Raw genomic sequence first — 25,046 nt, 5'->3', positions numbered from 1 at the left:
TTGTCCACCGCATCAACCGCGCGGGTCGTGATCGACCTCGACGTTCCCGGCCCGATCATCAGCCGGCACCTCTACGGGCACTTCGCCGAACACCTCGGTCGTTGTGTGTACGACGGCTTCTACGTCGGCGAGTCGTCCGGCCTACCGAACCAGGGCGGTATCCGCCTCGATGTGGTCGAGGCGCTGCGTGCCCTGAACATTCCCAACCTGCGCTGGCCCGGCGGCTGCTTCGCCGACGAGTACCACTGGATGAACGGCATCGGGCCGCGGGCCGACCGGCCCGGGATGATCAACACCAACTGGGGCAACGTCGAGGAGAACAACCACTTCGGCACCCACGAGTTCATGGCCCTGTGCGAACTGCTCGGTGCCGACCCGTACGTGAACGGCAACGTCGGCAGCGGGACCGTCCAGGAGATGAGCGACTGGGTCGAGTACCTCACCCGGGACGGCGACAGCCCGATGGTCCGGCTCCGCAAGGCCAACGGGCGAGACGCTCCCTGGAAGGTGCCGTTCTGGGGAGTCGGCAACGAGGCCTGGGGATGCGGTGGCAACCTGACCGCCGAGGGGTACGTCGAGCTGGCTCGCAGGTACGCGACCTTCTGCCGCGATCACGACGGGAACAAGCTCTACCGGATCGCCGCCGGCGCGTCCGACGACGACCTCGCCTGGACCGAAGCGCTGATGAAGGCAGTCAACACTCTCGGTGGCGGCCACCCGCGCGACATCTTCCAGGCGATCTCGGTCCACTACTACACCGTGCCCGGAACCTGGCTGCACAAGGGCAGCGCGACGAAGTTCGAGGTCGACGACTACTACCGGACCATGATCAAGGCCCAGGACATCGACCGGGTGCTCACCGGGCATTCAACCGTGATGGACGCGTACGACCCGCAGCGCAAGATCGGTCTGGTCCTCGACGAGTGGGGCACCTGGTGGGACGTCGAGCCGGACACGAACCCGGGTTTTCTGTACCAGCAGAACGCCCTGCGCGACGCGTTGGTGGCAAGTCTGCACTTCGACGTCTTCCACCGGCACGCCGAGCGGCTGGTGATGGCGAACATCGCGCAGACGGTGAACGTCCTGCAGGCGATGCTGCTGACCGACGAGACCGGCGCCCTCGTGCTCACGCCGACGTACCACGTCTTCGAGATGAACAAGGGCCATCACGACGCCACGTCCGTGCCGGTGCATCTGGTCGACCGGCCGGCGCCGTACGAGCTCGACGGCAAGCAGTTGGAGCTGCTGTCGGTATCGGCGAGCGTGAAGGGCGACAAGGCGCTGGTATCGGTCACCAATCTCGATCCCGCCGCGTCTGCCGACGTAGTACTGGATCTGCGCGGGGCCACTGTTCGGGGCCACAGCGGGCGGTTGCTGACGGCACCGAAGCTTCAGGCTCACAACACGGTCGCCGACCCACAGGTTGTCGCCCCGGTCGCCCTGACAACCGTCGTCGAGGACCCGCGGGGGCTCCGATTGACCCTTCCGCCGCACTCCTTCGCCACAGTCGAGGTGGACCTGTGAGTACACCACCGATGGGCTGGAACAGCTGGGACTGTTACGGATCCACCGTGACGGAGGAGGAGGTGCTCGCGAACGCCCGGTTCATGGCCGAGCGGCTGCTCCCCTACGGCTGGGACACCGTCGTGATCGACATCCTCTGGTACGAAGCGGCGGCCCGGGCGCACGGCTACAACGACGATCCCGAGCTGGTGCTCGACGACCACGGCCAACTGCTGCCGGCTCTCAACCGGTTCCCGTCCGCCGCCGGCGGGAAGGGCTTCGCGCCACTGGCCGCCGAGGTCCACGGGCTGGGTCTGCGGTTCGGCGTACACATGATGCGGGGCTACGCAGCCGTCTTCTGGCTCGGTGACGAGCCGCATCGGGCGGCGGTTCCGCTTCGTTCGATCGGGGCGACCCCGTCGGACGTCCTGACGGACCTGTGGACCGGCGAGACGCTGCCCGCTACGGAGCCCGATCTGAGCCTCGAACTCGACCCGCACGGCTCCCTCCTCCTCCGTCTGGATCCAGCAACTGTCAGCTGATCCGTGAGATTTCGCCACCGGAGTGTTAGCGTTCACAGTTATCCGGTACGACCAGCAGGCAAGGAGCACGGATCAATGAGTACGAGCACGTCGCGTCCGCCGGTGATGGCCGATGTGGCGCGCGTTGCCGGGGTCTCGCACCAGACGGTCTCCCGCGTGCTCAACAACCTGCCGAACGTCCGCCCGAGCACCAGGGACAGGATCCTGGAGGCGATCGACCAGCTCGGCTACCGCCGCAACCTGTCGGCTCGGGCCCTGGTCACCCGGCACTCGCGGGTCCTGGGCGTGGTCAGCTTCGACACCACCCTGTTCGGCCCGGCCAGTACGGTGCACGGCATCGAGCAAGCCGCCCGGGATGCGGGCTACTTCGTCAGCATCGTCAGCCTGAAGGCGATCACCCGGGACAGCGTCGAGGAAGCGATTCACCATCTCGCCGGCCAAGGGATCGACGGGATCGTCGTGGTGGCTCCGCAGCGGCAGGCGGCCCGAGCGCTGTCCAGCGTTCCGGACGACATCCCCGCCGTCGCCGTCGAAGGTGGCCGGGCGCGGAAGGTACCGGTCGTCTGCGTGGACCAGGTCGGCGGCGCGCGGCTCGCAGTACGGCATCTGCTGGAGCTCGGTCACGAGACCGTCTGGCACATCGCGGGCCCGGACGACTGGCTCGAGGCGGAAGGACGCCTGAAGGGCTGGCGGGAGACCCTCGAGGCGGCCGGCCGGCCGGTGCCGGCCGCGGTGACCGGAGACTGGAGCCCGCGGTCGGGATATGAGGCCGGGCTGCGCCTGCCGGCCGACGCGACCGCCGTCTTCGTGGCGAACGACCAGATGGCGCTCGGCCTGCTGCGGTCGTTGGCCGAACGAGGCCTGCGCGTTCCCGGCCAGGTCAGCGTGGTCGGCTTCGACGACGTACCGGAGGCCGAGTTCTTCAGTCCGCCGCTGACAACGGTGCGACAGGACTTCACCCTGGTCGGCCGGCACAGCATCGAGTTGCTGCTCGAGCAGCTCGAAGGGGATCCGCCGGCCCGGCGACGACGCGTGGTCGTCCCGGCGAGGCTGGTCCAGCGCGCCAGCACAGCTTCGCCGCCCGGCAACTGAGACCAATGACCCTGACCGTCACGAACGCAGTGTGGAGTAGATTGTGAACGCTAACAGCAGCAGTCGAGGGGACGACGGAAAGGCCGCGGGGAGCGGCACTCCCGAACCGGCCCAGAAGTTTGCCGTCGGCATCGACTTCGGCACCCTGTCCGGACGGGCCGTCGTCGTCCGGGTGTCCGACGGCGAAGAACTCGGTAGCGCGGTGCACGAGTATGCCGAGGGCGTGATCGAGACCGTCCTGCCCGGATCAGGCGTCCGGTTGGGGCCGAGCTGGGCCCTGCAGTCGCCGGCGGACTGGATCGAGGTACTCCGCCGCGCTGTCCCCAAGGCGCTCGCCGTCTCCGGCGTCGACCCGGCCGAGGTCATCGGCATCGGTACGGACTTCACCGCCTGCACTGTCCTGCCGACGCTCGCCGACGGTACGCCGCTGTGCCGGCTGGACGATCTCGCCGACCGGCCGCACAGCTGGCCGAAGCTCTGGAAACATCACGCCGCCCAGCCGCACGCGGACCTCATCAACGAGCTCGCCAAGACCCGGAACGAGCCGTGGCTCGGACGGTACGGCGGCAAGATCTCCTCCGAGTGGGAGTTCGCCAAAGGCCTCCAACTGCTGCAGGAGGATCCGGAGATCTATGCGCGGACGGAGCGGTGGATCGAAGCCGCGGACTGGATCGTCTGGCAGTTGACCGGCATCGAATCGCGGAATGTCTGCACGGCCGGCTACAAGGGCATCCGGACAGAGCACGGCTATCCCTCCCGTGAGTACCTGACCGCACTCGATCCTGCCTTCGCCGACTTCACCGACAAACTTGCGGGCGACCTGCTTCCGTTGGGCGCCTCGGCAGGACGGCTCACCTCGCAGGCCGCCGAGTGGACCGGACTACCTGCCGGTATCCACGTGTCCGCCGGCAATGTCGATGCCCACGTGACGGCCGCGGCCGCCGACGCCACTCGCCCTGGGCAACTGGTGGCGATCATGGGTACGTCCACCTGTCATGTCATGTCGTCGGATCAGCTCGCGGAAGTCCCCGGCATGTGTGGTGTGGTCGAGGGCGGCATCATCGATGGGCTCTGGGGCTACGAGGCGGGGCAGTCAGCGGTAGGCGACATCTTCGGCTGGTTCGTGGACACCTGCGTGCCCCCGGCGTACGTCGCGGAGGCCGAACGCCAAGGCGTCTCCGTGCATGCCTACCTGGAAGAACTCGCGGCCGCGCAGGCGGTCGGGGCGCATGGCCTGGTCGCACTCGACTGGCACAACGGCAACCGGTCCATCCTGGTCGATCACGATCTCTCCGCCGTGATCGTCGGACAGACCCTCGCGACGCGGCCCGAGGACACCTACCGTGCGCTGATCGAAGCCACCGCGTTCGGCACCCGCCGCATCGTCGAGGCTTTCGAGGAGACCGGCGTCTCCGTCGAGGAGTTCATCGTCGCGGGCGGGCTACTGCAGAACCGTCTGTTGATGCAGATCTACTCGGACGTCCTTCGCCGCCCGATCTCGGTCGTCGCGTCCGGCCAGGGCCCGGCTCTCGGCTCGGCCATCCACGCAGCCGTTGCTGCTGGCAACTATCCCGACGTGCCGACGGCCGCCGCCGCGATGGGGCGCCGGACCGAGTCCGCCTACCGGCCCGATTCCGATCGCGCCGACCGTTACGACCAGCTCTACGCCGAGTACCGCGAGCTCCACGACTGGTTCGCCGGCGAGGCGCACGGCGGCAGCGGCGTACTGCACCGTCTTCACAAACTCAAGAACGAGGTGATCGGGTGAGCCCGTCAGCAGCTGTCACCGACCTGCGCCGCCAGGTGCACGCACTGCACACCGAACTGGTCAGGTACGGACTCGTCGCCTGGACCGCGGGGAACATCTCCGGCCGGGTGCCGGGCGAAGGCCTCTTCGTCATCAAACCGAGCGGGATCTCGTACGACGACCTCACGCCCGAGTCGATCGTGGTCTGCGATCTGGACGGCAATCTGGTCGACGGAGACCTGGCGCCGTCCAGCGACACCGCCGCGCACGCCTACGTCTACCGGGCCAGGCCCGAGGTCGGCGGCGTCGTGCACACCCATTCGCCGTACGCGACGGCCTGGGCCGCCCGCAACGAACCGATCCCCTGCGTCCTGACCGCGATGGCCGACGAGTTCGGCGGTGAGATCCCGGTCGGGCCGTTCGCCCTGATCGGCGACGACTCGATCGGCCAGGGCATCGTCGCCACCCTGGCCGGGTCCCGCTCCCCCGCGGTCCTGATGCGCAACCACGGCGTGTTCACCGTCGGCGCGGATCCCAAGGCCGCCGTCAAGGCCGCGGTGATGTGCGAGGACGTCGCCCGCACCGTCCACCTGGCCCGGTCCGGCGGCCCGCTCACCCCTATCGATCCGGACCACATCGACCGTCTCTACCACCGCTACCAGACCGTTTACGGTCAGCGCTGACCCCTGGAGCCATCATGAAAGCCCTTCGCCGACCCCAGCTCTGGTTCCTCACCGGAAGCCAGGGCCTGTACGGACTCGACACCCTCAACCAGGTCGCCGCGCAGTCCCAGCACATCGTCGCCGCGCTGAACGAATCGGGCCACCTGGCCGCGGAGGTGGTGTGGTTTCCCGTCGTCACCGACGCCGACGCCATCAAGCACACCTTGCTGAAGGCAAACCTGGCCGAGGACTGCGTCGGTGTGATCGCCTGGATGCACACCTTCTCGCCGGCCAAGATGTGGATCGCCGGACTGGAAGCTCTCCAGCTGCCATTGCTGCACCTGCACACGCAGGCGAACGTGGCCCTTCCGTGGGCCGAGATCGACATGGATTTCATGAACCTGAACCAGGCCGCCCACGGCGACCGCGAGTTCGGTTACATCCAGACGCGCCTCGGTATCCCGCGGACCACCGTCGCGGGTCATGTCAGCGACCCGGCGGTCAGCACGCGGATCGGCGGCTGGGCAAGGGCCGCCACCGGACTGGCAGCCTTGCGCTCGATGAAGCTGGCTCGCTTCGGCGACAACATGCGCGACGTGGCTGTCACCGAAGGCGACAAGGTGGAGGCTCAACGCCGCTTCGGGGTCTCGGTCAACACCTACTCGGTCAATGACCTCGCCGCCTCGGTCGATGCCGTACCGGACGGCGAGGTCGACGACCTCGTCAAGGAGTACGACGACACCTACCGGCTGGCAGCCGAACTTCGTCCCGACGGCGACCGGCACGACTCGCTGCGGTATGCCGCCCGGCTGGAGGCGGGGCTCCGAGCCTTCCTCGATGCCGGCGACTTCACCGCCTTCACCACGAACTTCGAAGATCTGGGCGGACTCCGCCAACTGCCCGGGCTGGCTGTCCAGCGCCTGATGGCCGACGGCTATGGCTTCGGCGGTGAGGGCGACTGGAAGACCTCGGTCCTGCTGCGCACGCTGAAGGTCATCGGCGCCGGCCGGCCGGGCGGTACGTCGTTCATGGAGGACTACACCTACAACCTGGTACCGGGCGAGGAGCTGATCCTCGGCGCGCACATGCTCGAGGTCTGCCCGAGCATCGCGGCCGGCGTCCCGACGGTCGAGATCCATCCACTCGGCATCGGCGGCCGCGAGGACCCGGTCCGGATGGTCTTCGACGCCGCCCCCGGTCCTGGCGTGGTGATCGGGATGGCCGACCTCGGTGACCGGTTCCGGCTGATCGGCAACGAGATCGACCTCGTTCCGCCCGCCCATCCACTCCCCCGGCTGCCCGTCGCCCGCGCCGTCTGGAAGCCCCGCCCCGACTTCCGCACCTCGGCCGAATCCTGGCTCACCGCCGGCGCCCCGCACCACACGGTCCTCTCCACCGCGGTCGGCACCGAGGAGCTCCACGACCTGGCGACCATGCTCAAGACCGAGCTCCTGATGATCGACAGCGATACCGACGTACGCCAACTCCAGAAGGAGATCCGCTGGAACCAGGCCTACTACCGCCTGGCCCTCGGCCTCTGAAATTCTCGCCGCGGCGGCCGATGACCCGGCCGCCGCGGTGGCTACTTGACGGCGCCGGCGACCAGGCCGGCTACGTAGTAGCGCTGAAGGAGTAGGTACAGCACGATGCAGGGGATTGCGGTGACGGCTACGCCGGCCTGCATCAGGCCCCAGTTCAGGGTGCCCAGCTGGTTTGAGGCGAGGACGGTCAGCGTTACCGGCAGGGTGAACTTGGACTCGTCGGTGACCAGGATCAGGGCCGCGAAGAACTCGTTCCAGGAAGCGAAGAACGTGAACAGGGCGGTGCTGATCAGGCCCGGGATCGCGACAGGCAACTGCACCCGGGTCATGGCGCTGAAGAGACCGCACCCGTCGACGAGGGCGGCCTCCTCGATACTGGCCGGCACCGACGCGAAGCTGTTGCGCATCAGGAAGATCCCGAACGGCAACTGGAACGTCGTGTAGACGAGCGTCAGGCCCAGCAGGGTGTCGCTCAGCCCCATCCCGTGCAGGATCGAGAACAGCGGCGTGATGATCGCCTGGAACGGGATCATGAAAGTCGCCAGGATGATGAAGAAGAGCACCCCGCTCCCCCGGAATCGCAGCTTCGCGAAGCCGTAGCCGGCCAGGGTCGCGAGCAGCATCGTCAGCAGGGTGGTGCCCGCGGCCACCACCAAGCTGTTGGTGACGTGCTGCCAGATGCCGAACTGTCCCGTGCTGCCGAGCGCACGGTAGTTCTCCAGTGAGATTCCGTGCGGGTAGAGCGTCGGCGGATTCTCCGTCGCCTCGCTGGGCTTCTTCAGCGACTGCGAGACCATGATCGCCAGCGGATACAGGACGAGGACACAGACGCATACGCACGCGATCCACCAGGCAGCGCGGGGCAGCGTTCTGCGAACGTCGGCGAGCATTGTTTTCATGAGTGGTCCGAATTCCGCAGGAGCAGCATCTGTACGGCGCTGACCGCCGCCAGCGCCACCATCAGGATGGCCGACAGCGCGGCGCCGTAGCCGAGGTCGAAGTTGATGAACGAGGTGCGGTAGATCTGGTAGACGGCGGTGATCGTGCCGTTCGACGGCCCACCTGCGGTCATGATGTAGAACTGGTCGAACGCCAGCAGGGAACCAGCCACGGAGAACACCAGCACCAAGGCCAGCGTCGGGCGCAGCAGCGGCAAAGTGACGTGCAGGAAGGCTTTCCAGCGGCTGGCGCCGTCGATCCGGGCCGCCTCGGTCAACTCCCCCGGGATGGCTTGCATGCCGGACAGCAGAAGCAGCATCTGCATGCCGGTGACCTTCCACACGACCATCGCCGTCACCACCAGCAGGCCGCTGGTGGCGGTGGCGAACCAGTTCGTGTCCCGGCTGCCGAGTCCGAACCGGGCGGCCAGATCCGACAGTGGACCGAGGCCGGGCTGCGCGAGGTACAGCCAGAGGAAGGCCCCGGCGGCGAACCCGATCACGACCGGTAGGAAGAAGATCGACTGGAAGACCCGCGCCGCTCGGCCGCCGCGATGGACGAGGAACGCGACCGCCAGACCGGCGAACAGCAGGATCGGCGTGATGAGCACCGTGTAGGTCAAGGTGAAGCGGATCGCGTGCAGCCAATCGGTGTCGTGAATCGCCCTGCGATAGTTCGCCAGGCCGGTGAAGCTGTGCTCACCGAGCAACGGCCAATCGTGCAGCGACATCCAGAACGTCATCACGAGCGGTACGAGAAAGAACACCGTGACGACCACCAGGGCCGGCGACACCATCGCCATGCCCATCAACTGGCGACGTCGCCTGGTGGAGAGCCAGGGCCGATGGGGCCCGGCCGGCCTGGCGACCGGCCGGCTCGGCGCCAGGGGTGGGCTGATGGTCTTGGTCATGAGGCCTCCGCGCTCAGCCCTTGTCGATGATCTGCTGGGCCGCCGTCTGCGCCGCGGTCTGGGCCGCCTTGACGTCGCCGCTGCCGAACACCGCCTCGTTGATCAGCTTCGACCACGGGCCGTTGTTGTCGTTGATGATCGCGTTCTCGACCACGCTGTACGGCGTCTGCCCGATCGCCATCGCGTCGCCGAGGACCTTGTAGCGCGGGTCGAGCGGCGCGTAGATCTTGTCGATGAGGTCCGTCCGGACCGGGACGATGGCGTTCTTGGCCAAGATGGTCTGGGCCTCCTCGCTGGTGGCCCACTTGACGAAATCGTACGCCACGGCCTTGTTCTTCGCGCCCTTGGTGACAGCGATCTCGTCACCGCCGGCGAACGAGGCCGTGCCTTTGTCCTTACCGACGATGGGTGTGGCCCCGAAGTCGATCTTCTTGTCCGCCACCAGCGTCTGCACGAAGAAGGCGCCGAGGTTGGCCATGCCGACCTTCCCGCTCTGGAAGGACGCCGGCTGCACAGAGCCGTTGTCCGTCTTCGCCGACGGCGGCATCAGTCCCTCGGTCCAGAGCTGGCGGTAGAAGCTGAGCGCGTCGGTCACCTCCGGGCTGTCGAAGGCAGCGGCCTTGCCGTCGTCGGAGAGCACCTTCCCGCCGCTCGCCCAGACGTGCGGGGCGAACTCGAAGATGTTGCAGCCGCCGCACTGGCCGGCCATCGTGAAGCCGTAGTAGTCGTTGCCGAGCTTCCGGATCGCCCGGGCGGCGGACAGCATCTCGGCGTACGTGGTCGGTGGCTTGGCCGGGTCGAGACCCGCCTTCTTGAAGAGATCCTTGTTGTAGAAGGTGACCGACGCCTCGGCGGTGAACGGCAGGGCGTAGGTCTTGCCTTCGTAGACGGCCAGCTTCTTGTGCGCCGGGCTGAGCCCGTCCTTCCAGCTGAGCGAGTCCAGGACGGGGGTGAGGTCGTCGAGCACGCCCTTGGAGGCGAAGTACGGCAGGTACACCAGATCGATGGAAGCGATGTCGGGGCCCGATCCCGAAGCGGCCGCCGTACCGAACTTCTGGACGAAGTTCGCCGACGGTACGACGGTGACCTGCACCTTGCCCTCGTGGGTCTTGTTGTACTGCTCGGCGAGAAGGTTGATGAAGCCCTTCGCGCTGTCGCGCACCCACAGGGTCGCCGTACCGGTCGGCTTGTCCGTCGCGGCCGACTTCTGCTCTCCCCCGCTACCGCATCCCGCGGCGACGAGCGCGAGTGCGGCAACTACTGCTGCGATCCTCGGAGTTCTCATGGTGACTTCACTTTCTGCCCGCGTCACCGCGAGCGAGATTCTCAGGCAAGAGGGAGCCAGACCCGCATGGCACCGGGTCCCCGGTTGGCCCAGGCGTGGTACGGAATTGCTGTGACGGTGACCGGGGTTCCGGTCGCCGAGGCCGGGTCGTACGGCTGGTACAGGGACGTCTCGAGCGGGATGGCCAAGGCGGACAGCCGGAGCCGGACCGGCGCGATGCCGTCCTCGCCTGGCTCCTCGACGATGCCTACCGAGGGATCCAGGCGTAGCTGCTCGACCACGATGCCTTCGGGTAGGTCCGCTTGCTCGACGCAGTACACGAGCGGTCCGCGTTCGATCGCCACGCACCCGCGCACCGCATCGACGCGATCGTCGGCGCGCACCAAGCGCGGAGCCATCGGCAGCGTGAGACGAACCGTGGCACCGTCGTCGCACGAGACCCGCAGGTACTCGCCCGGTGTGGGTTCGGCAATCACCTGTCCCGAAGTCACTGCGACGGTGGCGCCCGCGGCCCACGCCGGTACGCGGATCGCCAGCTCGCCCTGACCGCTGACCGTGACCAGTACGTCGCCGTCCCATGGGTAGCCGGTCTCGACGACGGCGATCAGGGTGGCAGCAGTGAACTTGCCTGCGGCAAGGAGATGCAGCTGGAGCCCGGCCGCGTCCGACGTCGCCGTGTAGCCATGCAGGGATGCGTACAGCCTGGCAAGGTTCGGCGGGCAGCACGCGCAGTCGTACCAGGGCAGGCGTTCGCTCGGCGCATCCTCGCCGGAGCCGTCGTGGCCGGTCCGCAACTGCAGTGGGTTGGAGTAGAAGAAGGCAGTGCCGGTATGCGTTGTCGACGCCGCGATGGCATTGAGCAGGGCGCGCTCCATCTCCTCGGCGTACCGGGCCTGTCCGGTGGCCAGGAGCATCCGCCAGCACCATTGCAGGGCAGCGATCGACGCGCAGGTCTCGGCGTAGGCGCGGTCCGGCGGCAGCTCGTACGGATCTCCGTACGCCTCGTCCCGATGGCGGGAGCCGTGCCCTCCGGTGAGGTACAGCTTGGTGCCGAAGGCGCTGTCCCACAGCTGTTCCATCGCCTCCAGCAGCGTCTGGTCGCCGTTCTCCAGGTAGAGGTCCGTGACGCCGGCCGCAAGGTAGAGCTGCCGAACCGAGTGCCCGATAGCCTCCGTTGCCTCACGCACCGGTTCGTGGTCCTGGTAGTACTGCGATCCGAAGCGTCCGGCAGCAAGGGTGCGGTGTCCGCGCCGCTCGACCTGGAGCTCGGCTGCGTGGAGGTAGGACTCCTCCCCCGTCTCCCGATAGAGCTCGATCAGCGCGGTCTCCACCTCGGGATGCCCATCGATGATCGGCCGGCCGTCATCGCCGAACGAGCGCACGACCAGGTCGGCGACCCGCCGGGCGATCGCGAGAAAGCGCTCGTCGCCGCCACCGCGGTGCAGCGCAACGGCAGCCTGCATGAGGTGGCCCGCGCAGTAGAGCTCGTGGGTGTATTCGGGGTGGCTGAACGGCTCCTCGTCCGGCAGTCCTTGCACGTAGGTGTTGAGGTAGCCGTCCGCCGCCTGCACCTGTTCGAGCAGGGTGGCCAGGTCGGAGAGCAGCTCAGCCCACTGGCCGGTGCCGGAGCGACCAACCTCCCAGCCGATCGCTTCGAGGGTCTTGTACAGATCGGAATCGGCGAACCAGGGTCCTTGGAAGGCACCCTTCGCTTGATCCGCATCTGCCTTCGCGCCGGCTTCGGCGAGGCGACGGAAGTTCGCGATGACGCCGGTGCGCTCGATGTTGTCCACGCAGTGCGGAATGGTGGCCGCCGCGTTGAGCTCCTGCCGCCCGCCCAGCAACGACGCGGGATCCAGCTGGACTGCGCTCAACGGCAACGGGGCGAGCTGAGGGTGCTTGCGCGGCGCGGCCGGACCAGGGGTGTGGGTGTGGGTGCGGGTGGGCGCAGCCTGAATGTGAGCGTTCACATGCCGCCTCTCGGAGCAACCGTCAAAAGGGGGTGGGATAGTGGGAAAATTGTTTCCCAGTCGTCAACCTAGAGCTCCGATAGACTCTTGGTCAAGACCGTAGACAGGTCGCATTGCGGTGAGATCCCGGTGTACCGTGTGGGAAAATTGTTTCCCATACGGGTTCCGGACCGGTCCGGGGCGGTCCGCAACAGAGCAGGAACGGTGACCATGACCGACGAAAGCATCAGTGCGCGCCGGGTCGGCATCGCCGACGTGGCCGCCAAGGCAGGCGTCTCCGTCGGCACGGTATCGAAGGCCCTCAACGGCAGCGGGCCGGCTCCGCGACGAGACTCGCGCCCGGGTGCGCGCGGTGGCCGACGAACTGGGCTTCACCCCGGGCAACGTCGCCCGGACCCTGCTGGCCGGGCGTACCTTCACCGTCGGCGTCATCACCACCGACAGCTACGGCCGCTTCGGCATCCCGGTGATGCGTGGCGCCGAGGACTCGCTGGCCGCGGGCGAGATGATCGCGTTCCTGTGTGACGGCCGCGACGACCCCATCCGTGAGCAGCACCATCTGGGCAAACTGCTCGAACGAAGGGTCGACGGCATCATCGTCGCGGGCCGCCGCACCGATCCGCGCCGTCCGCTCGGCGACGACCTGCCCGTTCCCGTGGTCTACGCCTTCGCGCCCAGCAGCGACCCGCACGACTGCAGCGTTGTCAGCGACGAGCGCGGTGCCGCGCACCTCGCGGTGGAGCACCTGGTCAAGACCGGCCGCCGGCGCATCGCCCACATCACCGGCCCGCAGTCACACTCTTCCGCCCGCGAACGCGCCGCTGGAATGGCCGAGGCACTCGCCGCGCACGGATTGGAGCCTGCGGGCGATCCGTACTTCGGCAGCTGGACCGAAGCCTGGGGACGATTCGCGGTGGCGCAACTCCTGCGTACGAACGAAGACGTCGACGGTGTCTTCTGCGGCAGCGATGTGGTTGCCCGCGGCGTGACCGACGGACTGCGCGAAGCCGGAGTCGCCCTTCCTGCCCAGGTTGGCGTCGTCGGTGTGGACAACTGGGGGCTCGTCGCCGAGGCCGCCCGTCCTCCGTTGACGACGGTCGATCTGGGCTTGGAGGAGATCGGCCGCCGCTCCGCAGAGCTCCTGCTCGACGCCATCAACGGGCACGCTCAACCGGGAGTCCACGTCGTCCCCGGTCACCTGGTTGTGCGCGAATCCTGAGCCCGCGCCGCGGCGGCGGCGTAGTACCGGAACCGGTTCCGAAACCTCGGCCACTTTGTCTGACTCTTTGGCCGACACCGTGGTCGACGGGCAGATCCGCTCCGGCAGCCAGCAGCAGTGGATCTCCCGGAACACCAACTGGGGCAGCTGGACGGGGCAGAACTGGAACATGGTCTTCGTCGGCGCTCAGAACGCACCGGCCGGCACCTTCCCTAACCCGCCGTACACGAAGGTCGCGCAGACCCCGGTGGTCCGGGAGAAGCTCTACCTGTACGTCGATGCCGCCGGCAACTACCAGGTCTTCGTCCCGGCCCTGAAGAGCAACTCGGCCGGTCCCGGCTGGGTGGGCGGCAAACCAGCCGGCCAGTCGCTGCCGATCAGCCAGTTCTACATCGTCAAGCCGGGTGCCACCGCTGCGACGATCAACGCACAACTTGCCGCCGGCAAGGACCTGCTGTTCACGCCGGGCGTCTACCGGCTCAGCGACACGCTGCGGATCAACCGGGCCGACACCGTCGTGCTGGGCCTCGGGCTGGCGACTCTGATGCCGACCAGCGGGACCCCGTCGATCACCGTCGCTGACGTCGACGGCGTGAAGATCGCCGGGCTGCTGATCGACGCGGCGCCGACCAATTCGCCGCTACTGATGGAGCTCGGCCCGACCGGATCGTCGGCCAACCACTCGGCGAACCCGACCTCGTTGAGCGACGTCTACTTCCGGATCGGTGGCGCCGCCGTCGGGAAGGCGACCGAGACGCTGCGGATCAACAGCAACAACGTGATCATCGACCACACCTGGCTGTGGCGTGGCGATCACAGCTTCGGGGTCGGCTGGACCTCGAACACGGCCGCTACCGGACTCGTTGTCAACGGCAACGACATTACGGCGTACGGGCTGTTCGTGGAGCACTACCAGAAGTACCAGACGATCTGGAACGGCAACGGGGGGAGGACGTACTTCTACCAGAACGAGATGCCGTACGACCCGCCGAACCAGGCAGCCTGGATGAACGGATCGACCCGTGGCTACGCGGCGTACAAGGTCGCTGATTCGGTCACCACGCACGAGGCGTGGGGGCTGGGCAGCTACTGCGTCTTCAACGACGATCCGAGCATCGTGGCGGATCGCGCGTTCGAGGTACCGAACAAGCCGGGCGTGAAGTTCCACAGCATGGTGACCGTGTCGCTCGGCGGCGAGGGCACGATCTCGCACGTCATCAACAACACCGGCGGTCCGTCCGACTCGGCCACCAACGTCGCCCAGTGGGTGAACTACCCCCAGTGCCCCGAGTTCGAAGTTGTTTGACAGTCGGCGGTGTTCAGGTGCGTGCATCGGGGTGCTTGAGAATCATCCTCGATGCGAAGCATCGTGGATGATTCTCAAGTGCCGCGAGGTGCGTGCCTGGGCGCCGCCCACGTCAAAGAACTTCGGACTCGGGGCACTAACGGCGAACTGGTCAAGGTCTCGGCCGAGACTCTGCCCCTCGGCCGAGCCCTTCTCCCCAACGCCCTGCGGCTGTCAGGGTCCGCAGGGCGTTGAGGGTGCCCACAGGCGACGGTCAGCTCATGCCCGTGGCCCCAGCCCTCGCTGAACCATGAACTCCACCGCGCTGTTCATACCGGTCGGGATGATCACCGTGTCGGGATGAAGCTTCGGCCACACCCGAAGCATCTCATCCACGAATGCCTGACCTACGCTCTCGACGCCGGTGAAATCAACGTCAACCTCACTGAAAACCTCCATACCGGCGAGTAGTCGCTTGGCTTCACTACGGCTCACGAAAGACAGCCCGAACTCGAACAACTTCACCACCGGCCGGCTCCGACTGAACTCGTAGTCGATGGTGAACTCCCGAAAGAGGTTGGCAAGATCGCGATCCGTTGCCGGATCCAACTCAAGCTGTACACGAGTTCCCTGGGCGACCTCCGACATTCCAACCGCTTGGTCGTTCCGCAGGTTGTCGACTGTCCAATCGATGCCGTTCGCAGCTAGCTTGAAGAGATCCACCGCCTTGGATGTGAAGAAGATCCCCTCCCCGGTATGACGGTCGGGCGCGGTGGTGCGCTTGCCCTTCGTCAACTCTTGGATGGCGGTGAAATGATCTGGCAGCCCAAGCCCATCCGCCAGATGCGCGAAGGCGCCACTGCCGTCATCCTGGATGATGATCTGCAATCCGGCATCTGTCGCGAAGGCAGCTACCTCGACATAGCGCCCACCGGAGTGGTCAATGGCGTTGTTGAGCATCTCCGTGAAGGAGTAGCTCAGAATCTGCTCGGCAGGTCCACCCGTGGGCAGGTCAAGTGCAGGCTTGACGATTGCCCACACGCGATCCTCGGCCAAGCCGTCCAACTCGAACTCGCGCTCGAACAACGGCGGTCCGGCCGGGGTGTTGGCCTGTGCGTTGTCCAGCGGCAAGCCGGCACGGCTGAGTCGATAACGCAACCACGCTGATCGAGTCGCCTCGACGTCGTAGCGTCGATGTCCGCCATCGGTTCGTTCCGCCGTGAAAACGCCCTCGTCAGTCAACTGCCGGATACGACTGACCGACAGCCCAAGCTCTGCGGCCACACTCTTGATCGACTTCAGGTCGCTCACGACTTTCCTCTCAAAACTCCACTCTCCTGTAGATATTGGAGCGCATCTCGGCCGAAATCTCCAGTCGATTGGGGATTTATGAGTCTTGAAGGCTCAAAATCTCCAACCGACTGGTGATTATTTGGTTGCTGCGACTGTCGGTGTGGCGTGGTTGGGTTGGGCGGTGGAGATCGAAGAGCTGTCCGGGCGGTTGGAGAAGTTGTCGGCACGGTACGGCGAGTATCTGGGCTTCGAGCGGGACAGCGACTGGTTCCTGCTGAAGCTGCAGGAAGAGGTCGGTGAGTTGACCCAGGCCTACCTGCAGGTGACCGGCCGGGCGCGGACGAAGGGCAAGTCGGCCGACGAGATCCGCGACGCCTTCCAACTCGAGTTCGCCGACGTGATCTGCCAACTGCTCCTGCTCGCGCGGCATTTCGACGTCGACGTAGAACACGAGATCCAACGCAAGTGGCTCTCCCACGAGACCACCTGACCCCCCGGGTACGCCGACCCGCTTCGCACGAGAGGTCAGGCGGTGGCGCGGCCTGGTTGGGCGTTCTTGAGGAGTACGCCGACCACCGCGAGTGGGGCGAGCCAGATGACGGCGCCGACCACGATCTCGAGCCAAGTGGGCATGCTCACCTCGATGCGCAGGAGCGCGATCGAGCCGGCGACGCCGAGGGGCCAGACCAGGGTGGCGAGGAGTTTCTCCTTGACGTTCCAGCGATCCGTGGTCCAGAGCAGGTACACCCCGATGAACCAACCGAAGAGCACGAACCCGCCGAACAGCAACAGCAGCAGCGCCACCACCTCGCGCCCGCGGTTGCGCGGCTGGTAGCGATCGACCAGCACCAACCCATCGGTGGCCGAGGCCACGATCTCGTCCGGATCGCCCAGCCTGGCCAGCATCGTGCGGACCTCGGCCTCGGTGGAGACCCCGGCCGCGCGCGACTCGTTGATGTGCGCGGTGACTTCCTCGACGAGCTCCGTACGCCGGTTCGCCGGCAACGGCTCGGCCGCATTCGTCAGATACTCCAGATAGGCGTCGATGAGCCGGTCCGCGTCGTTCTGCACGTTCGTCATCCCTGTCTCCCTCGCCCCAGTACGGTGTCGACCGAGTTGCGGAACCGCTCCCAGTCCGCAGTGAACGCGGCAAGCGCCTGACGTCCCTCAACAGTGCTCTGGTAGTAGCGCCGCGGCGGCCCCGACTCGGACTCGCGCCAGGTCGTCTCCACCAGGCCTTCCCGTCGCAGCCGCGCCAGCAACGGGTAGATCGTGCCCTCCGTGGTGACCAGCCCATCCACCTCGCCGAGCGCCTTGACCAACTCGAAACCGTAGCGCTCCTCCCCCTGCAACAACGCGAGCACGCAGAACTCCAGCGTCCCCCGCCGCAACTGGGTGAAGACCTTCTCCGATACCATGCAACACAAGGTACCTGTCTAGACCTACAACCGCAAAACACCAATCCCCGCCGGTGGCGAGGGTGGTGGTGTCAGGCCTGCTTGGGGCGGACGGCGAACATGATGGCGATGATGAACGACGGGATGATCAGCGCCCACTTCGGGCTGAGCCCGAGCAGGACGGGTGCCAGGCAGAGGATCAGCAGGTCGAACCCACGGATCGGCTGCGAGAACAGGCCCGGCGGGATCGCGCCCATCGGCGAAGCGACCAGCGGCCCGCTGTACGACGGGGGTCGCGCGGAAGCTTGCCGCACAACGCCGGTCAGTACGCCGACCCCGATCGCGAAGGCCGCGGAGGCATCTCCGATCGCCGGGTAGGCCAGCAACACCCACACCAGCACGAAGAGCCCCGGTACTACGGACATCGCGACCCGCAGCTCGCGGAGGTCCATCCCTAGCGCCCGGACGAGACCAGTGGACCGACAGACGGAGCGCAGCCCGTCCATCAGCGGCCGCACGGCACCGAAGCCGGCCAGGCCCTGCAGCGATCGGCACGAGCACGTCGTACCCGGTCCCTGCCACGGCGTACGGAACCACCAGCAACCCGAAGCCCACGATCAGCCGCCGGGGCCAGCGGAGGATCCGGAGGAACTCACGATGGACGATCGCCTGCGTCATCGAGCTACGGCCGCGGCGCGACCGCACCCGGCCCACCATCCGCCAGTGACGTCCAGCGACGACGTCCGCCAGCAGGCTGACGTCCATGGTGATCGCAGCACCGGCCATCCCGGCCAGCAGTTCTCCCCCGGCGACCACGCTGATACGACTCAATCTGTTGAGCGACTGGGCAGTGATCACCACCAGTGCAACGGCCACAACCAGTGCGACTACTCCGATCACCAACAGCCTGATCTGGTCAGCATTCATGAACGGCTGCTTCGCGTCGTAGAAGCTGTAGCTGTAGGGGCTCGCCGCATGAGACCCCTCGAGAGTGGAGAGCCCAAGGACGCGGTAGCCGACACTTTGCTGATCTCGTCCGGCACGCAGCGCCAGCACGATCGCAGGGATGGCAGCGAGCACCAACAACCCATCGGCCACTCGCAGCGCCCAGCGTGAGCGCTTGGGCGTCTGCTGCGCCCATACCGTCACACAAGCCGTGCAGATCAACAGCACGGTCGTCAGCACAGCAGCCTCGCCGACAGCCGACCAGCCCGCGCCGAACAGCGTGAACCCAACCAGAGCGGCGACAGCACCGACCACGGCCGACACCACCATCACCAGCCGGTACGACGGGCGCAGTAGCGACGCACGGTCCACAGGCGTGGCCAGCAACCAGAACCCGGTCGCCCTGGATGCCGATACGGGGCCGACGCTGAGCAGCACGCGCAGCAGCGTCGAGACCAGCAGCGGCACGAGGATCCACGGCACCGTGTCGAGCAACCAGGAGCACGACCCCGTAGTACAGGCTGCTGATTTGTCGTTGAGCTTCAGCAGGACATTGCCGCCGGTGGCACCGAGCATGGCGAGCGCGAAGACCACTACGTAGATGTCCTCGAGCTGCTGCCAGACCGTGCGATCCGCCTTGCCCCGGCGGACCTTCCGCATCCAGCGGCGCAACTCCTTGGAGCTCGGGATCGCACCGAAGTCCGCCTGATCGAAGACGACCGGCCCGTCCGCCGTGGTCATGGCAGCGGGGTGAGCGCGACGGTTTCGTCCGCGACGGCGTCCACCAGTGTCTTGTCGTGACTTGCGAACAGGATCGAAGTACCCGCCTTCTTCTCTTCCTTCAGCCGCATCGCCAGCCACTCGACACCGGCGGCGTCCAGCCGCTGCTCCGGCTCGTCCAGCACGAGCAGCTTGCGCGGCCGGACGAGTGCCGTCGCCAGTGCGAGGCGCCGACGCTGGCCCGACGACAGCGATCCCGGCAGCTGGTCCGCTGCCGCGAGCAGGCCGACGTCGTCGAGCAAGGTGTCGACCAGGTCCTCTGGCTCAGGGTTGCCGTGCGCCCGGGCCAGCAGGTCCAGGTGCTCGGCCGCACTGAGGTCAGGGAAGAAGTCGAGGTCGTCGAGCAACGAGGCGACGTCGCGGCGTACCGCTTCGGCGCGCTCGTCGATCGGCAACCCGTCCAGCAGGATCTTGCCGGCCGCCGGCTCGGCCGAACCGACGATGCACTTGAGCACCGTGGTCTTGCCGGCCCCGTTCGGACCGACCAGGGCGATCGCCCGGCCGGCCGCGAGGGTGAACGTGAGGTCCTCGATCACCGGGCGGTCGGCGTACAGGTGCCTGAGGCCCTGGACGGCGAGCCGTGGCGCGGCCTTGCTCATCGCTTGCGGACCAGGGTCAGCCCGTCGCCGATGCCGAGCATGACCACGTCGACGCGGTCGTCCTTGGCGATGTGCGCGTTGAACTCCTTGCGGTCGACCGGGTCCTGCTCGTGCTGCCCGACCACCCGGCCGCCGGCCAGCGTGTTGTCGAACAGCAGCAGTCCGTTCGTCCGGATCCGCGGCACCAGGTGCTCGAAGTACTCGATGTACGCGGGCTTGTCGGCGTCCACGAAGGCGAGGTCGAACTCGCCGTCGAGCTGACCGGCCGACTCGTGGGCGTCACCGATCCGCAGCTCGATCTTCTCCGCGACCCCGGCCCGCTCCCAGTAGCGGCGGCCGATCGAGGTCCATTCGTCGCTCACGTCGAGGCAGATCAGCTGCCCGTCGGCCGGCAGTCCGCGCGCGATCGCGAGCGCGGAGAAACCGGTGAAGGTGCCGATCTCCACCGCGCGGCGGGCGGACACCAGCCGGGTCAGAGTGGTCAGCAGGGCGGCCTGGTCGGCCGTCGTCAACATCTCCGAGACGCCGCCGAGAGCCTGTGTCTCGGTGACAAGTTCGGTCGCGATCTCGTCCAGCGGCATCCCGTGCGCGACCATGTAGTCGTGCAGCTCATCGGTCACCTGTACCTGACTGCCCATCGAATCCCGCCGTCCTCTTCGTCGTGGTTCGGTCGCCTGTAGTCTCTACGGGTTGCCCTACTGCTCGACACCCACCCCTCCAAGGAGAGCCCAGCATGCAGATCGCCGTCGCCGGATCGATCGCGACCGACATCCTGATGACGTTCCCTGGACGCTTCAAGGACCAGTTCCTCGAAGAGCAGATGCACAAGGTGTCGCTGTCGTTCCTGGTCGACGAGCTGGTCGTCCACCGCGGCGGCGTCGGCGCGAACATCTGCTACGGGATGGCCCAGCTCGGCCAGCGGTCGCTGCTGATCGGCTCGGTCGGCGCGGACTTCACCGACTACGGCGCAGCACTGAGCGAGGCCGGTGTCGACGTGTCCCACGTCCGCATCTGCGACAACGTGCACACCGCCCGCTTCACCTGTACTACGGACCTCGACGCGAACCAGATCGCGTCGTTCTACACCGGCGCGATGGCGGAGTCCCGCGAGATCGACCTCGGCGCGATCCACACCGCGACCGGCGGCATCGACCTGGTCCTGATCGGCGCGGACGACCCGGACGGCATGCTCAAGCACACCGCGCTGGCGAAGGCGAACGGCATCGACATCGCCGCCGACCCGTCGCAGCAGCTGGCCCGGATGGACGGCGAGCAGATCCGCGAGCTGATCGAGGGCGCGGCCTACCTGTTCAGCAACGAGTACGAGTCCGGCCTGATGGTGCAGAAGACCGGCTGGAGCCACGACGAGATCCTCGCCAAGGTCGGCGTCCGGGTCACCACCCATGGCGGCGACGGCGTCGTGATCGAGAACTCGGACGGCATCATCGCGAAGATCCCGGCCGTGCCGACCCCCGGTCTGGTCGACCCGACCGGTGGCGGCGACGCCTTCCGCGCCGGCTACCTGACCGGCCGCGCCGCCGGCCTCGACCACGAAGCGGCCGCCCAGGTCGGCTGCACGCTGGCGACGACGGTGCTCGAGACCGTCGGCACCCAGGAGTACACGCTGGACCACCCGAGCTTCCTGGCCCGCCTCGCCTCGGCGTACGGCGAAGAAGCAGCCACCACCACCGCCACCACCCTCAAACTCGGCTAGTCCCTCTCTAGTTGCTCAGGCGGCCCAGCACGCCCGTCTGGGCAAGCAACGCGAAGCGGTCCGGGCAGCCCCAGTGCTCGACCAGTAGGCCGTCCACGACGCGGGCCTGCTCGAACAGCGGGATGTCGATCTTCGCCCCGCTCGGCGGCCCGAAGAATGCCCCGGTCGCGGTCCCCCGGGCCCGGCCGCGCACCCAGACCGTGTCGCCCTGGATCACCGAGTCCTCGACCGTGTAGACGACGTCCGGCATCATCGCGTGCACCTCCCGGATCGCCTTCTTGACCTGCGCGATCGCCACCGCGCCGACGCCCGCCAGACCGAACTGGTGCTCGATCAGGTCCGGCGCGCACACCTCGTCGACGATCGCGTCGTTCCCGGTACCGAACCCTTCCTGCAGGATCCTTTCGAGCACTACGAACGCCTCCGACTGCTGCGGCAGAGCCTTGAACGCTGACATCAGACATCCCCCCTGATAATCTCGATGCACTATCTGTGCATTCGTTGCAGTAGTACTGCAGTGAACGCATTGATAGTGTGCTCACATGGCCGACGCTGTCAAGACCTATCGCCAGGAGCAGGCCGAAGCGACCAAGATCCGGATCGCCCAGGCCGCCCGGCAACTGTTCGCTGCCGACGGGTACGGCGCGACGAGCATCGACGCGATCGCGAAGCAGGCCGGGGTGGCGACCCGGACCGTCTATTCGGCGTTCGGCACCAAGCGGGAGATCCTGTCGCTGATCTGCGATCTCTGGCTCAAGGAAGCCCGGGCCATCGAGCTGTCCGGCGAGGTGTTGGCGATGCCCGTACCGGCCGCCCGGCTGCGCGGCGCCGCGAACTGGCTGAGCAACCTCTACTCGGCCGGCTTCGACGTCGTACTGATCTTCGAGGCCGCCACCGACGAGAGCGCGGAGACCCGGGCCCTGCTCCGGTCGAAGCTGGCCGGCCGCAACCAGGTGATGGACGCGATCATCGCGTCACTCGAAGCTGAGCTGAGGGTTCCGCTCAAGCAGGCGCAGGCCGTCTATCGGGCGCTCGCCGCTCCTGGCGTCTACCAGGAACTGGTGGACGAGTCCGGCTGGACGCCCGCGGAGTTCGAGCAGTGGGTCGCCGAGTCGCTCGAGCGCCAACTGCTCTGACCGAAACCCCTTTGATCCCGGGGTTTCGGGAAGGATTTGCCTGGTCGTCGCGAGGCGCTAAAGTGAACTGTACGTTCAGTTCACTTAGGAGATGGAAATGACCGAAGCAGTCGCAGCGGCGTCCGGCGAGTTCACCATCGGCGGAGACCTCACCGTCCGCCGGCTGGGGTACGGGACCATGCAGCTCACCGGCGACGGCGTCTGGGGTGACCCACGCGATCCAGACGAGGCAGTCCGCGTACTACGGCGTGCGGTTGAGCTCGGCGTGAACTTCATCGACACCGCGGACGCCTACGGCCCCTTCACCGCGGACCTGCTGCTGAAGAAGGCCCTCCACCCGTACGCCGACGAGCTGGTCATCGCCACCAAGGCAGGCTTCGCCCGGACGGGTCCCAACGGCTGGGAGCCGATCGGCCGCCCGGCGTACCTGCGCCAGCAGGTGGAGCTCAGCCTCCGGCACCTGGGCCTGGAGCGGATCGACCTGCTCCAGTTGCACCGGGTCGACTCGGAGGTCCCGATCGCCGACCAGGTCGGCGAGCTGGCGAAGCTCCAGCAGGAAGGCAAGATCCGGCACATCGGTCTGTCCCAGGTCGGCATCGAGCAGGTCGAGGAGGCGGGCAAGACCGCCACGATCGTCTCGGTCCAGAACCTCTACAACGTCAGCCAGCGCGACGACGAAGACCTGCTGGAGTACGCCGAGAAAAGCGGTCTCGGCTTCATCCCCTGGTTCCCACTGGCCACCGGCGAGCTGGCCAAGGACGGCGGCCCGCTCGCCAAGATCGCCCAGAACCACGACGCCACGCCCTCGCAGCTGGCCCTGGCCTGGTTGCTCAAGCGGTCGCCCGTGTTGCTGCCGATTCCTGGCACCTCCTCGGTCGCGCACGTCGAGGACAACATCAACGCGGCCAAGGTCGAGCTGACCGACGACGAGTTCGCCGAGCTCACGGCGGCGGTCGGCTGATGAGCGTCTGGTTCGTCACCGGCGCGTCCCGGGGCTTCGGCGCCGGGATCGTGGCGGAAGCGCTTGCCCGCGGCAACCAGGTTGTCGCCGCCGCGCGACGGCCCGGGGAGATCGAGCGGACCGAGCGGTTGCTTCCGCTCGCTCTCGATGTGACCGATGAGGACCAAGCGCACGCGGCGGTCGAGGCTGCCGTGCGGGAGTTCGGCCGGATCGACGTGGTCGTTAACAACGCTGGACGTGGGTTGCTCGGTGCGGTCGAGGAGGCTTCCGACTCGGCCGCGCGGGCGATCTTCGACACCAACGTGTTCGGCGTCCTGAACGTCCAGCGCGCCGTGCTTCCCGTACTGCGCGAGCAGCGGAGTGGACGGTTGATCCAGCTCAGTTCGGTCGGCGGCTTCATCGGGACGCCGGGCTGGGGTGTCTATGCCGCCACGAAGTTCGCGGTCGAGGGATTGTCCGAGGCGCTTCACGGCGAGCTGAAGCCGCTCGGCATCGATGTCACGATCGTCGAGCCGGGATTGTTCCGGACCGACTTCCTCGATGAGTCGAGCCTTCACCAGGCAGGTCAGCTCGCTGACTACGCTGAGACCGTGGGCGCGATGCGAGGCTCGTTGGCCGAGTGGAACCATGCTCAACCGGGTGATCCGATCAAGGCCGCGCGGGCGATCGTCGATCTGGCGGAACTCTCGGATCCACCACTGCGGATCCAGCTGGGTGCCGACGCGGTCGCGCGGGTCGAGGCGAAGCTCGATCTGGTCCGCACCGAGCTCGACCGGTGGCGCAAGGTCTCGCTGTCCACGGATCACGACGAGCTGTCGACGGATCACGACAATGTCTGAGTACGCCGATGTTTGAGCAGTCGTCGCATCCGCGGAGCTTGCGGGCCAAGGATTCGGTGCTGTGTGCAACCAAGGAGCTGCTGGACGAGGGTGGCCTCGGGGCAGCGACGGTCGATGCGATCAGCGCCCGCTCCGGGGTGAGCAAAGCGACGATCTACAAGCACTGGCCGTGCCGTACCGCGATCGCGGCCGAGGCGTTCGGCCGGCGGATGGCGGACTCGATTCCGCTGCCGAACGAAGGCAACGTGATCGACGACCTCACCGAGCAGGTCCGCCGAGTGAGCAGGTTCTACTCGGGACCGAACGGCAAGGTGTTCGCCCAGTTGCTGGCGGCAAGCGTCACCGACGAGGCGGCCGCGCCGTACTTCCGGGAGTTCTTCCTGGACACCCGGCGCGCGAACGTCGCCGAACTCTGGGAACGAGCCCTCCGCCGCGGCGAGGTCAACCCGGCCATCTCAGCCGGGACCGCCACCGACCTCCTCTTCGGCCCCCTGATCTTCCGCCTCCTGACCGGCCACGCCCCCCTCACCGAACACGAAGCCGACGCCATAACCACAGCCGCCCTCCACGGCCTGCTAGAACCCTGAGCTGACGGACGGATCCGTCCGCTGCCTTGAGACGTCGGCGGGTGGTTGTGGTGGGTTGAGCTGCCGGTGGGCTGGGGTGGGCCGGCTACTGGGGTGGGCC

At 67.1% G+C, this 25,046-nt stretch carries 25 protein-coding genes and 1 pseudogene; 14 read left to right on the top strand and 12 right to left on the bottom strand.

Annotation, left to right across the window (positions count from 1 at the left end; genetic code table 11):
* From F1D05_RS33865 to araA, 6 genes are all read left to right on the top strand, one after another.
* The gene (locus F1D05_RS33865; protein WP_185444373.1) at positions 1-1,524 is read left to right on the top strand and encodes an alpha-N-arabinofuranosidase; all 1,524 of its coding nucleotides are present in this window, start codon (positions 1-3) and stop codon (positions 1,522-1,524) included.
* Positions 1,521-2,045, top strand: coding sequence for a hypothetical protein (locus F1D05_RS39260; RefSeq protein ID WP_206685952.1), 525 nt, complete (start codon positions 1,521-1,523; stop codon positions 2,043-2,045). Before F1D05_RS33865 ends, F1D05_RS39260 begins: the two co-directional genes overlap by 4 nt.
* 75 nt (positions 2,046-2,120) lie before the next feature.
* The gene (locus tag F1D05_RS33855) at positions 2,121-3,137 is read left to right on the top strand and encodes a LacI family DNA-binding transcriptional regulator (protein ID WP_185444372.1); all 1,017 of its coding nucleotides are present in this window, start codon (positions 2,121-2,123) and stop codon (positions 3,135-3,137) included.
* Between the two features lie 43 nt (positions 3,138-3,180).
* Positions 3,181-4,905: a ribulokinase gene (gene araB / locus F1D05_RS33850; RefSeq protein ID WP_185444371.1), complete on the top strand. Its 1,725-nt coding sequence runs from the start codon at positions 3,181-3,183 to the stop codon at positions 4,903-4,905.
* Positions 4,902-5,567, top strand: a complete 666-nt coding sequence (locus F1D05_RS33845; protein WP_185444370.1) for an L-ribulose-5-phosphate 4-epimerase — start codon at positions 4,902-4,904, stop codon at positions 5,565-5,567. The genes araB and F1D05_RS33845 overlap by 4 nt, the downstream gene beginning before the upstream one ends.
* 14 nt (positions 5,568-5,581) lie before the next feature.
* Positions 5,582-7,087: an L-arabinose isomerase gene (araA, locus tag F1D05_RS33840; RefSeq protein WP_185444369.1), complete on the top strand. Its 1,506-nt coding sequence runs from the start codon at positions 5,582-5,584 to the stop codon at positions 7,085-7,087.
* A 41-nt stretch (positions 7,088-7,128) separates the two neighbouring features.
* Here the strand turns inward: araA and F1D05_RS33835 are convergent, their stop codons facing one another.
* From F1D05_RS33835 to F1D05_RS33820, 4 genes are read right to left on the bottom strand one after another with little or no spacing between them, the layout of a single operon-like run.
* Positions 7,129-7,986 (bottom strand): carbohydrate ABC transporter permease, encoded by an 858-nt coding sequence (locus F1D05_RS33835; protein WP_185444368.1) that lies wholly within the window; start codon positions 7,984-7,986, stop codon positions 7,129-7,131.
* Positions 7,983-8,936, bottom strand: a complete 954-nt coding sequence (locus F1D05_RS33830) for a carbohydrate ABC transporter permease (RefSeq protein WP_206685951.1) — start codon at positions 8,934-8,936, stop codon at positions 7,983-7,985. The genes F1D05_RS33835 and F1D05_RS33830 overlap by 4 nt, the downstream gene beginning before the upstream one ends.
* 13 nt (positions 8,937-8,949) lie before the next feature.
* A complete protein-coding gene (locus tag F1D05_RS33825; RefSeq protein WP_185444367.1) occupies positions 8,950-10,221 on the bottom strand; it encodes an ABC transporter substrate-binding protein in 1,272 nt (423 codons plus the stop codon).
* 41 nt (positions 10,222-10,262) lie between these two features.
* On the bottom strand, positions 10,263-12,191 hold the full coding sequence (locus tag F1D05_RS33820) for a glycoside hydrolase family 127 protein (RefSeq protein ID WP_206685950.1): 1,929 nt from the start codon (positions 12,189-12,191) through the stop codon (positions 10,263-10,265).
* A 352-nt stretch (positions 12,192-12,543) separates the two neighbouring features.
* On the opposite strand from F1D05_RS33820, the gene F1D05_RS33815 reads away from it, so the two are divergent.
* Together F1D05_RS33815 and F1D05_RS33810 are read left to right on the top strand one after the other, a co-directional pair.
* Positions 12,544-13,410 (top strand): LacI family DNA-binding transcriptional regulator, encoded by an 867-nt coding sequence (locus F1D05_RS33815; RefSeq protein ID WP_246486185.1) that lies wholly within the window; start codon positions 12,544-12,546, stop codon positions 13,408-13,410.
* A gap of 55 nt (positions 13,411-13,465) precedes the next feature.
* Positions 13,466-14,716, top strand: coding sequence for a hypothetical protein (locus tag F1D05_RS33810; protein ID WP_206685949.1), 1,251 nt, complete (start codon positions 13,466-13,468; stop codon positions 14,714-14,716).
* A gap of 258 nt (positions 14,717-14,974) precedes the next feature.
* Here the strand turns inward: F1D05_RS33810 and F1D05_RS39255 are convergent, their stop codons facing one another.
* The gene (locus F1D05_RS39255; protein ID WP_206685948.1) at positions 14,975-16,006 is read right to left on the bottom strand and encodes an STAS-like domain-containing protein; all 1,032 of its coding nucleotides are present in this window, start codon (positions 16,004-16,006) and stop codon (positions 14,975-14,977) included.
* Between the two features lie 163 nt (positions 16,007-16,169).
* On the opposite strand from F1D05_RS39255, the gene F1D05_RS33800 reads away from it, so the two are divergent.
* The gene (locus tag F1D05_RS33800; RefSeq protein ID WP_185444366.1) at positions 16,170-16,478 is read left to right on the top strand and encodes a pyrophosphatase; all 309 of its coding nucleotides are present in this window, start codon (positions 16,170-16,172) and stop codon (positions 16,476-16,478) included.
* Positions 16,479-16,513: 35 nt separating this feature from the next.
* On the opposite strand, the gene F1D05_RS33795 is transcribed toward F1D05_RS33800, so the two are convergent.
* The 6 genes and pseudogenes from F1D05_RS33795 to F1D05_RS33775 all read right to left on the bottom strand — a co-directional run bounded on the left by F1D05_RS33795 (position 16,514) and on the right by F1D05_RS33775 (position 20,347).
* Positions 16,514-17,068 (bottom strand): HAAS signaling domain-containing protein, encoded by a 555-nt coding sequence (locus F1D05_RS33795; RefSeq protein ID WP_185444365.1) that lies wholly within the window; start codon positions 17,066-17,068, stop codon positions 16,514-16,516.
* Positions 17,065-17,406: a PadR family transcriptional regulator gene (locus F1D05_RS33790; protein WP_185444364.1), complete on the bottom strand. Its 342-nt coding sequence runs from the start codon at positions 17,404-17,406 to the stop codon at positions 17,065-17,067. The genes F1D05_RS33795 and F1D05_RS33790 overlap by 4 nt, the downstream gene beginning before the upstream one ends.
* Positions 17,407-17,477: 71 nt before the next feature.
* Positions 17,478-17,891, bottom strand: a complete 414-nt coding sequence (locus F1D05_RS42385; RefSeq protein ID WP_281388999.1) for a DUF6297 family protein — start codon at positions 17,889-17,891, stop codon at positions 17,478-17,480.
* A 103-nt stretch (positions 17,892-17,994) separates the two neighbouring features.
* Positions 17,995-18,906 (bottom strand): annotated as a pseudogene (locus F1D05_RS42380) (DUF6297 family protein); the annotation flags it as partial.
* 161 nt (positions 18,907-19,067) lie between these two features.
* On the bottom strand, positions 19,068-19,709 hold the full coding sequence (locus tag F1D05_RS33780) for an ABC transporter ATP-binding protein (RefSeq protein WP_185444363.1): 642 nt from the start codon (positions 19,707-19,709) through the stop codon (positions 19,068-19,070).
* Positions 19,706-20,347 (bottom strand): O-methyltransferase, encoded by a 642-nt coding sequence (locus F1D05_RS33775; protein WP_185444362.1) that lies wholly within the window; start codon positions 20,345-20,347, stop codon positions 19,706-19,708. The genes F1D05_RS33780 and F1D05_RS33775 overlap by 4 nt, the downstream gene beginning before the upstream one ends.
* Positions 20,348-20,442: 95 nt before the next feature.
* Here F1D05_RS33775 and F1D05_RS33770 point away from each other — a divergent pair, with 95 nt between their 5' ends.
* The gene (locus tag F1D05_RS33770; protein WP_185444361.1) at positions 20,443-21,423 is read left to right on the top strand and encodes a carbohydrate kinase family protein; all 981 of its coding nucleotides are present in this window, start codon (positions 20,443-20,445) and stop codon (positions 21,421-21,423) included.
* Positions 21,424-21,430: 7 nt separating this feature from the next.
* Here the strand turns inward: F1D05_RS33770 and F1D05_RS33765 are convergent, their stop codons facing one another.
* Complete coding sequence (locus tag F1D05_RS33765) at positions 21,431-21,880, bottom strand: ester cyclase (protein ID WP_185444360.1); 450 nt, start codon at positions 21,878-21,880, stop codon at positions 21,431-21,433.
* Positions 21,881-21,965: 85 nt separating this feature from the next.
* Here F1D05_RS33765 and F1D05_RS33760 point away from each other — a divergent pair, with 85 nt between their 5' ends.
* The 4 genes from F1D05_RS33760 to F1D05_RS33745 all read left to right on the top strand — a co-directional run bounded on the left by F1D05_RS33760 (position 21,966) and on the right by F1D05_RS33745 (position 24,946).
* Positions 21,966-22,559, top strand: coding sequence for a TetR/AcrR family transcriptional regulator (locus tag F1D05_RS33760; RefSeq protein WP_185444359.1), 594 nt, complete (start codon positions 21,966-21,968; stop codon positions 22,557-22,559).
* 97 nt (positions 22,560-22,656) lie between these two features.
* The gene (locus F1D05_RS33755) at positions 22,657-23,520 is read left to right on the top strand and encodes an aldo/keto reductase (protein WP_185444358.1); all 864 of its coding nucleotides are present in this window, start codon (positions 22,657-22,659) and stop codon (positions 23,518-23,520) included.
* Complete coding sequence (locus tag F1D05_RS33750) at positions 23,520-24,359, top strand: oxidoreductase (protein ID WP_185444357.1); 840 nt, start codon at positions 23,520-23,522, stop codon at positions 24,357-24,359. Before F1D05_RS33755 ends, F1D05_RS33750 begins: the two co-directional genes overlap by 1 nt.
* Positions 24,360-24,367: 8 nt before the next feature.
* A complete protein-coding gene (locus F1D05_RS33745) occupies positions 24,368-24,946 on the top strand; it encodes a TetR/AcrR family transcriptional regulator (protein WP_185444356.1) in 579 nt (192 codons plus the stop codon).
* The last annotated feature ends 100 nt before the right edge of the window (positions 24,947-25,046 follow it).

It is taken from the genome of Kribbella qitaiheensis, assembly GCF_014217565.1.
GTDB lineage: Bacteria > Actinomycetota > Actinomycetes > Propionibacteriales > Kribbellaceae > Kribbella > Kribbella qitaiheensis_A.
This window is presented reverse-complemented; position numbering and strand designations above follow the sequence as displayed.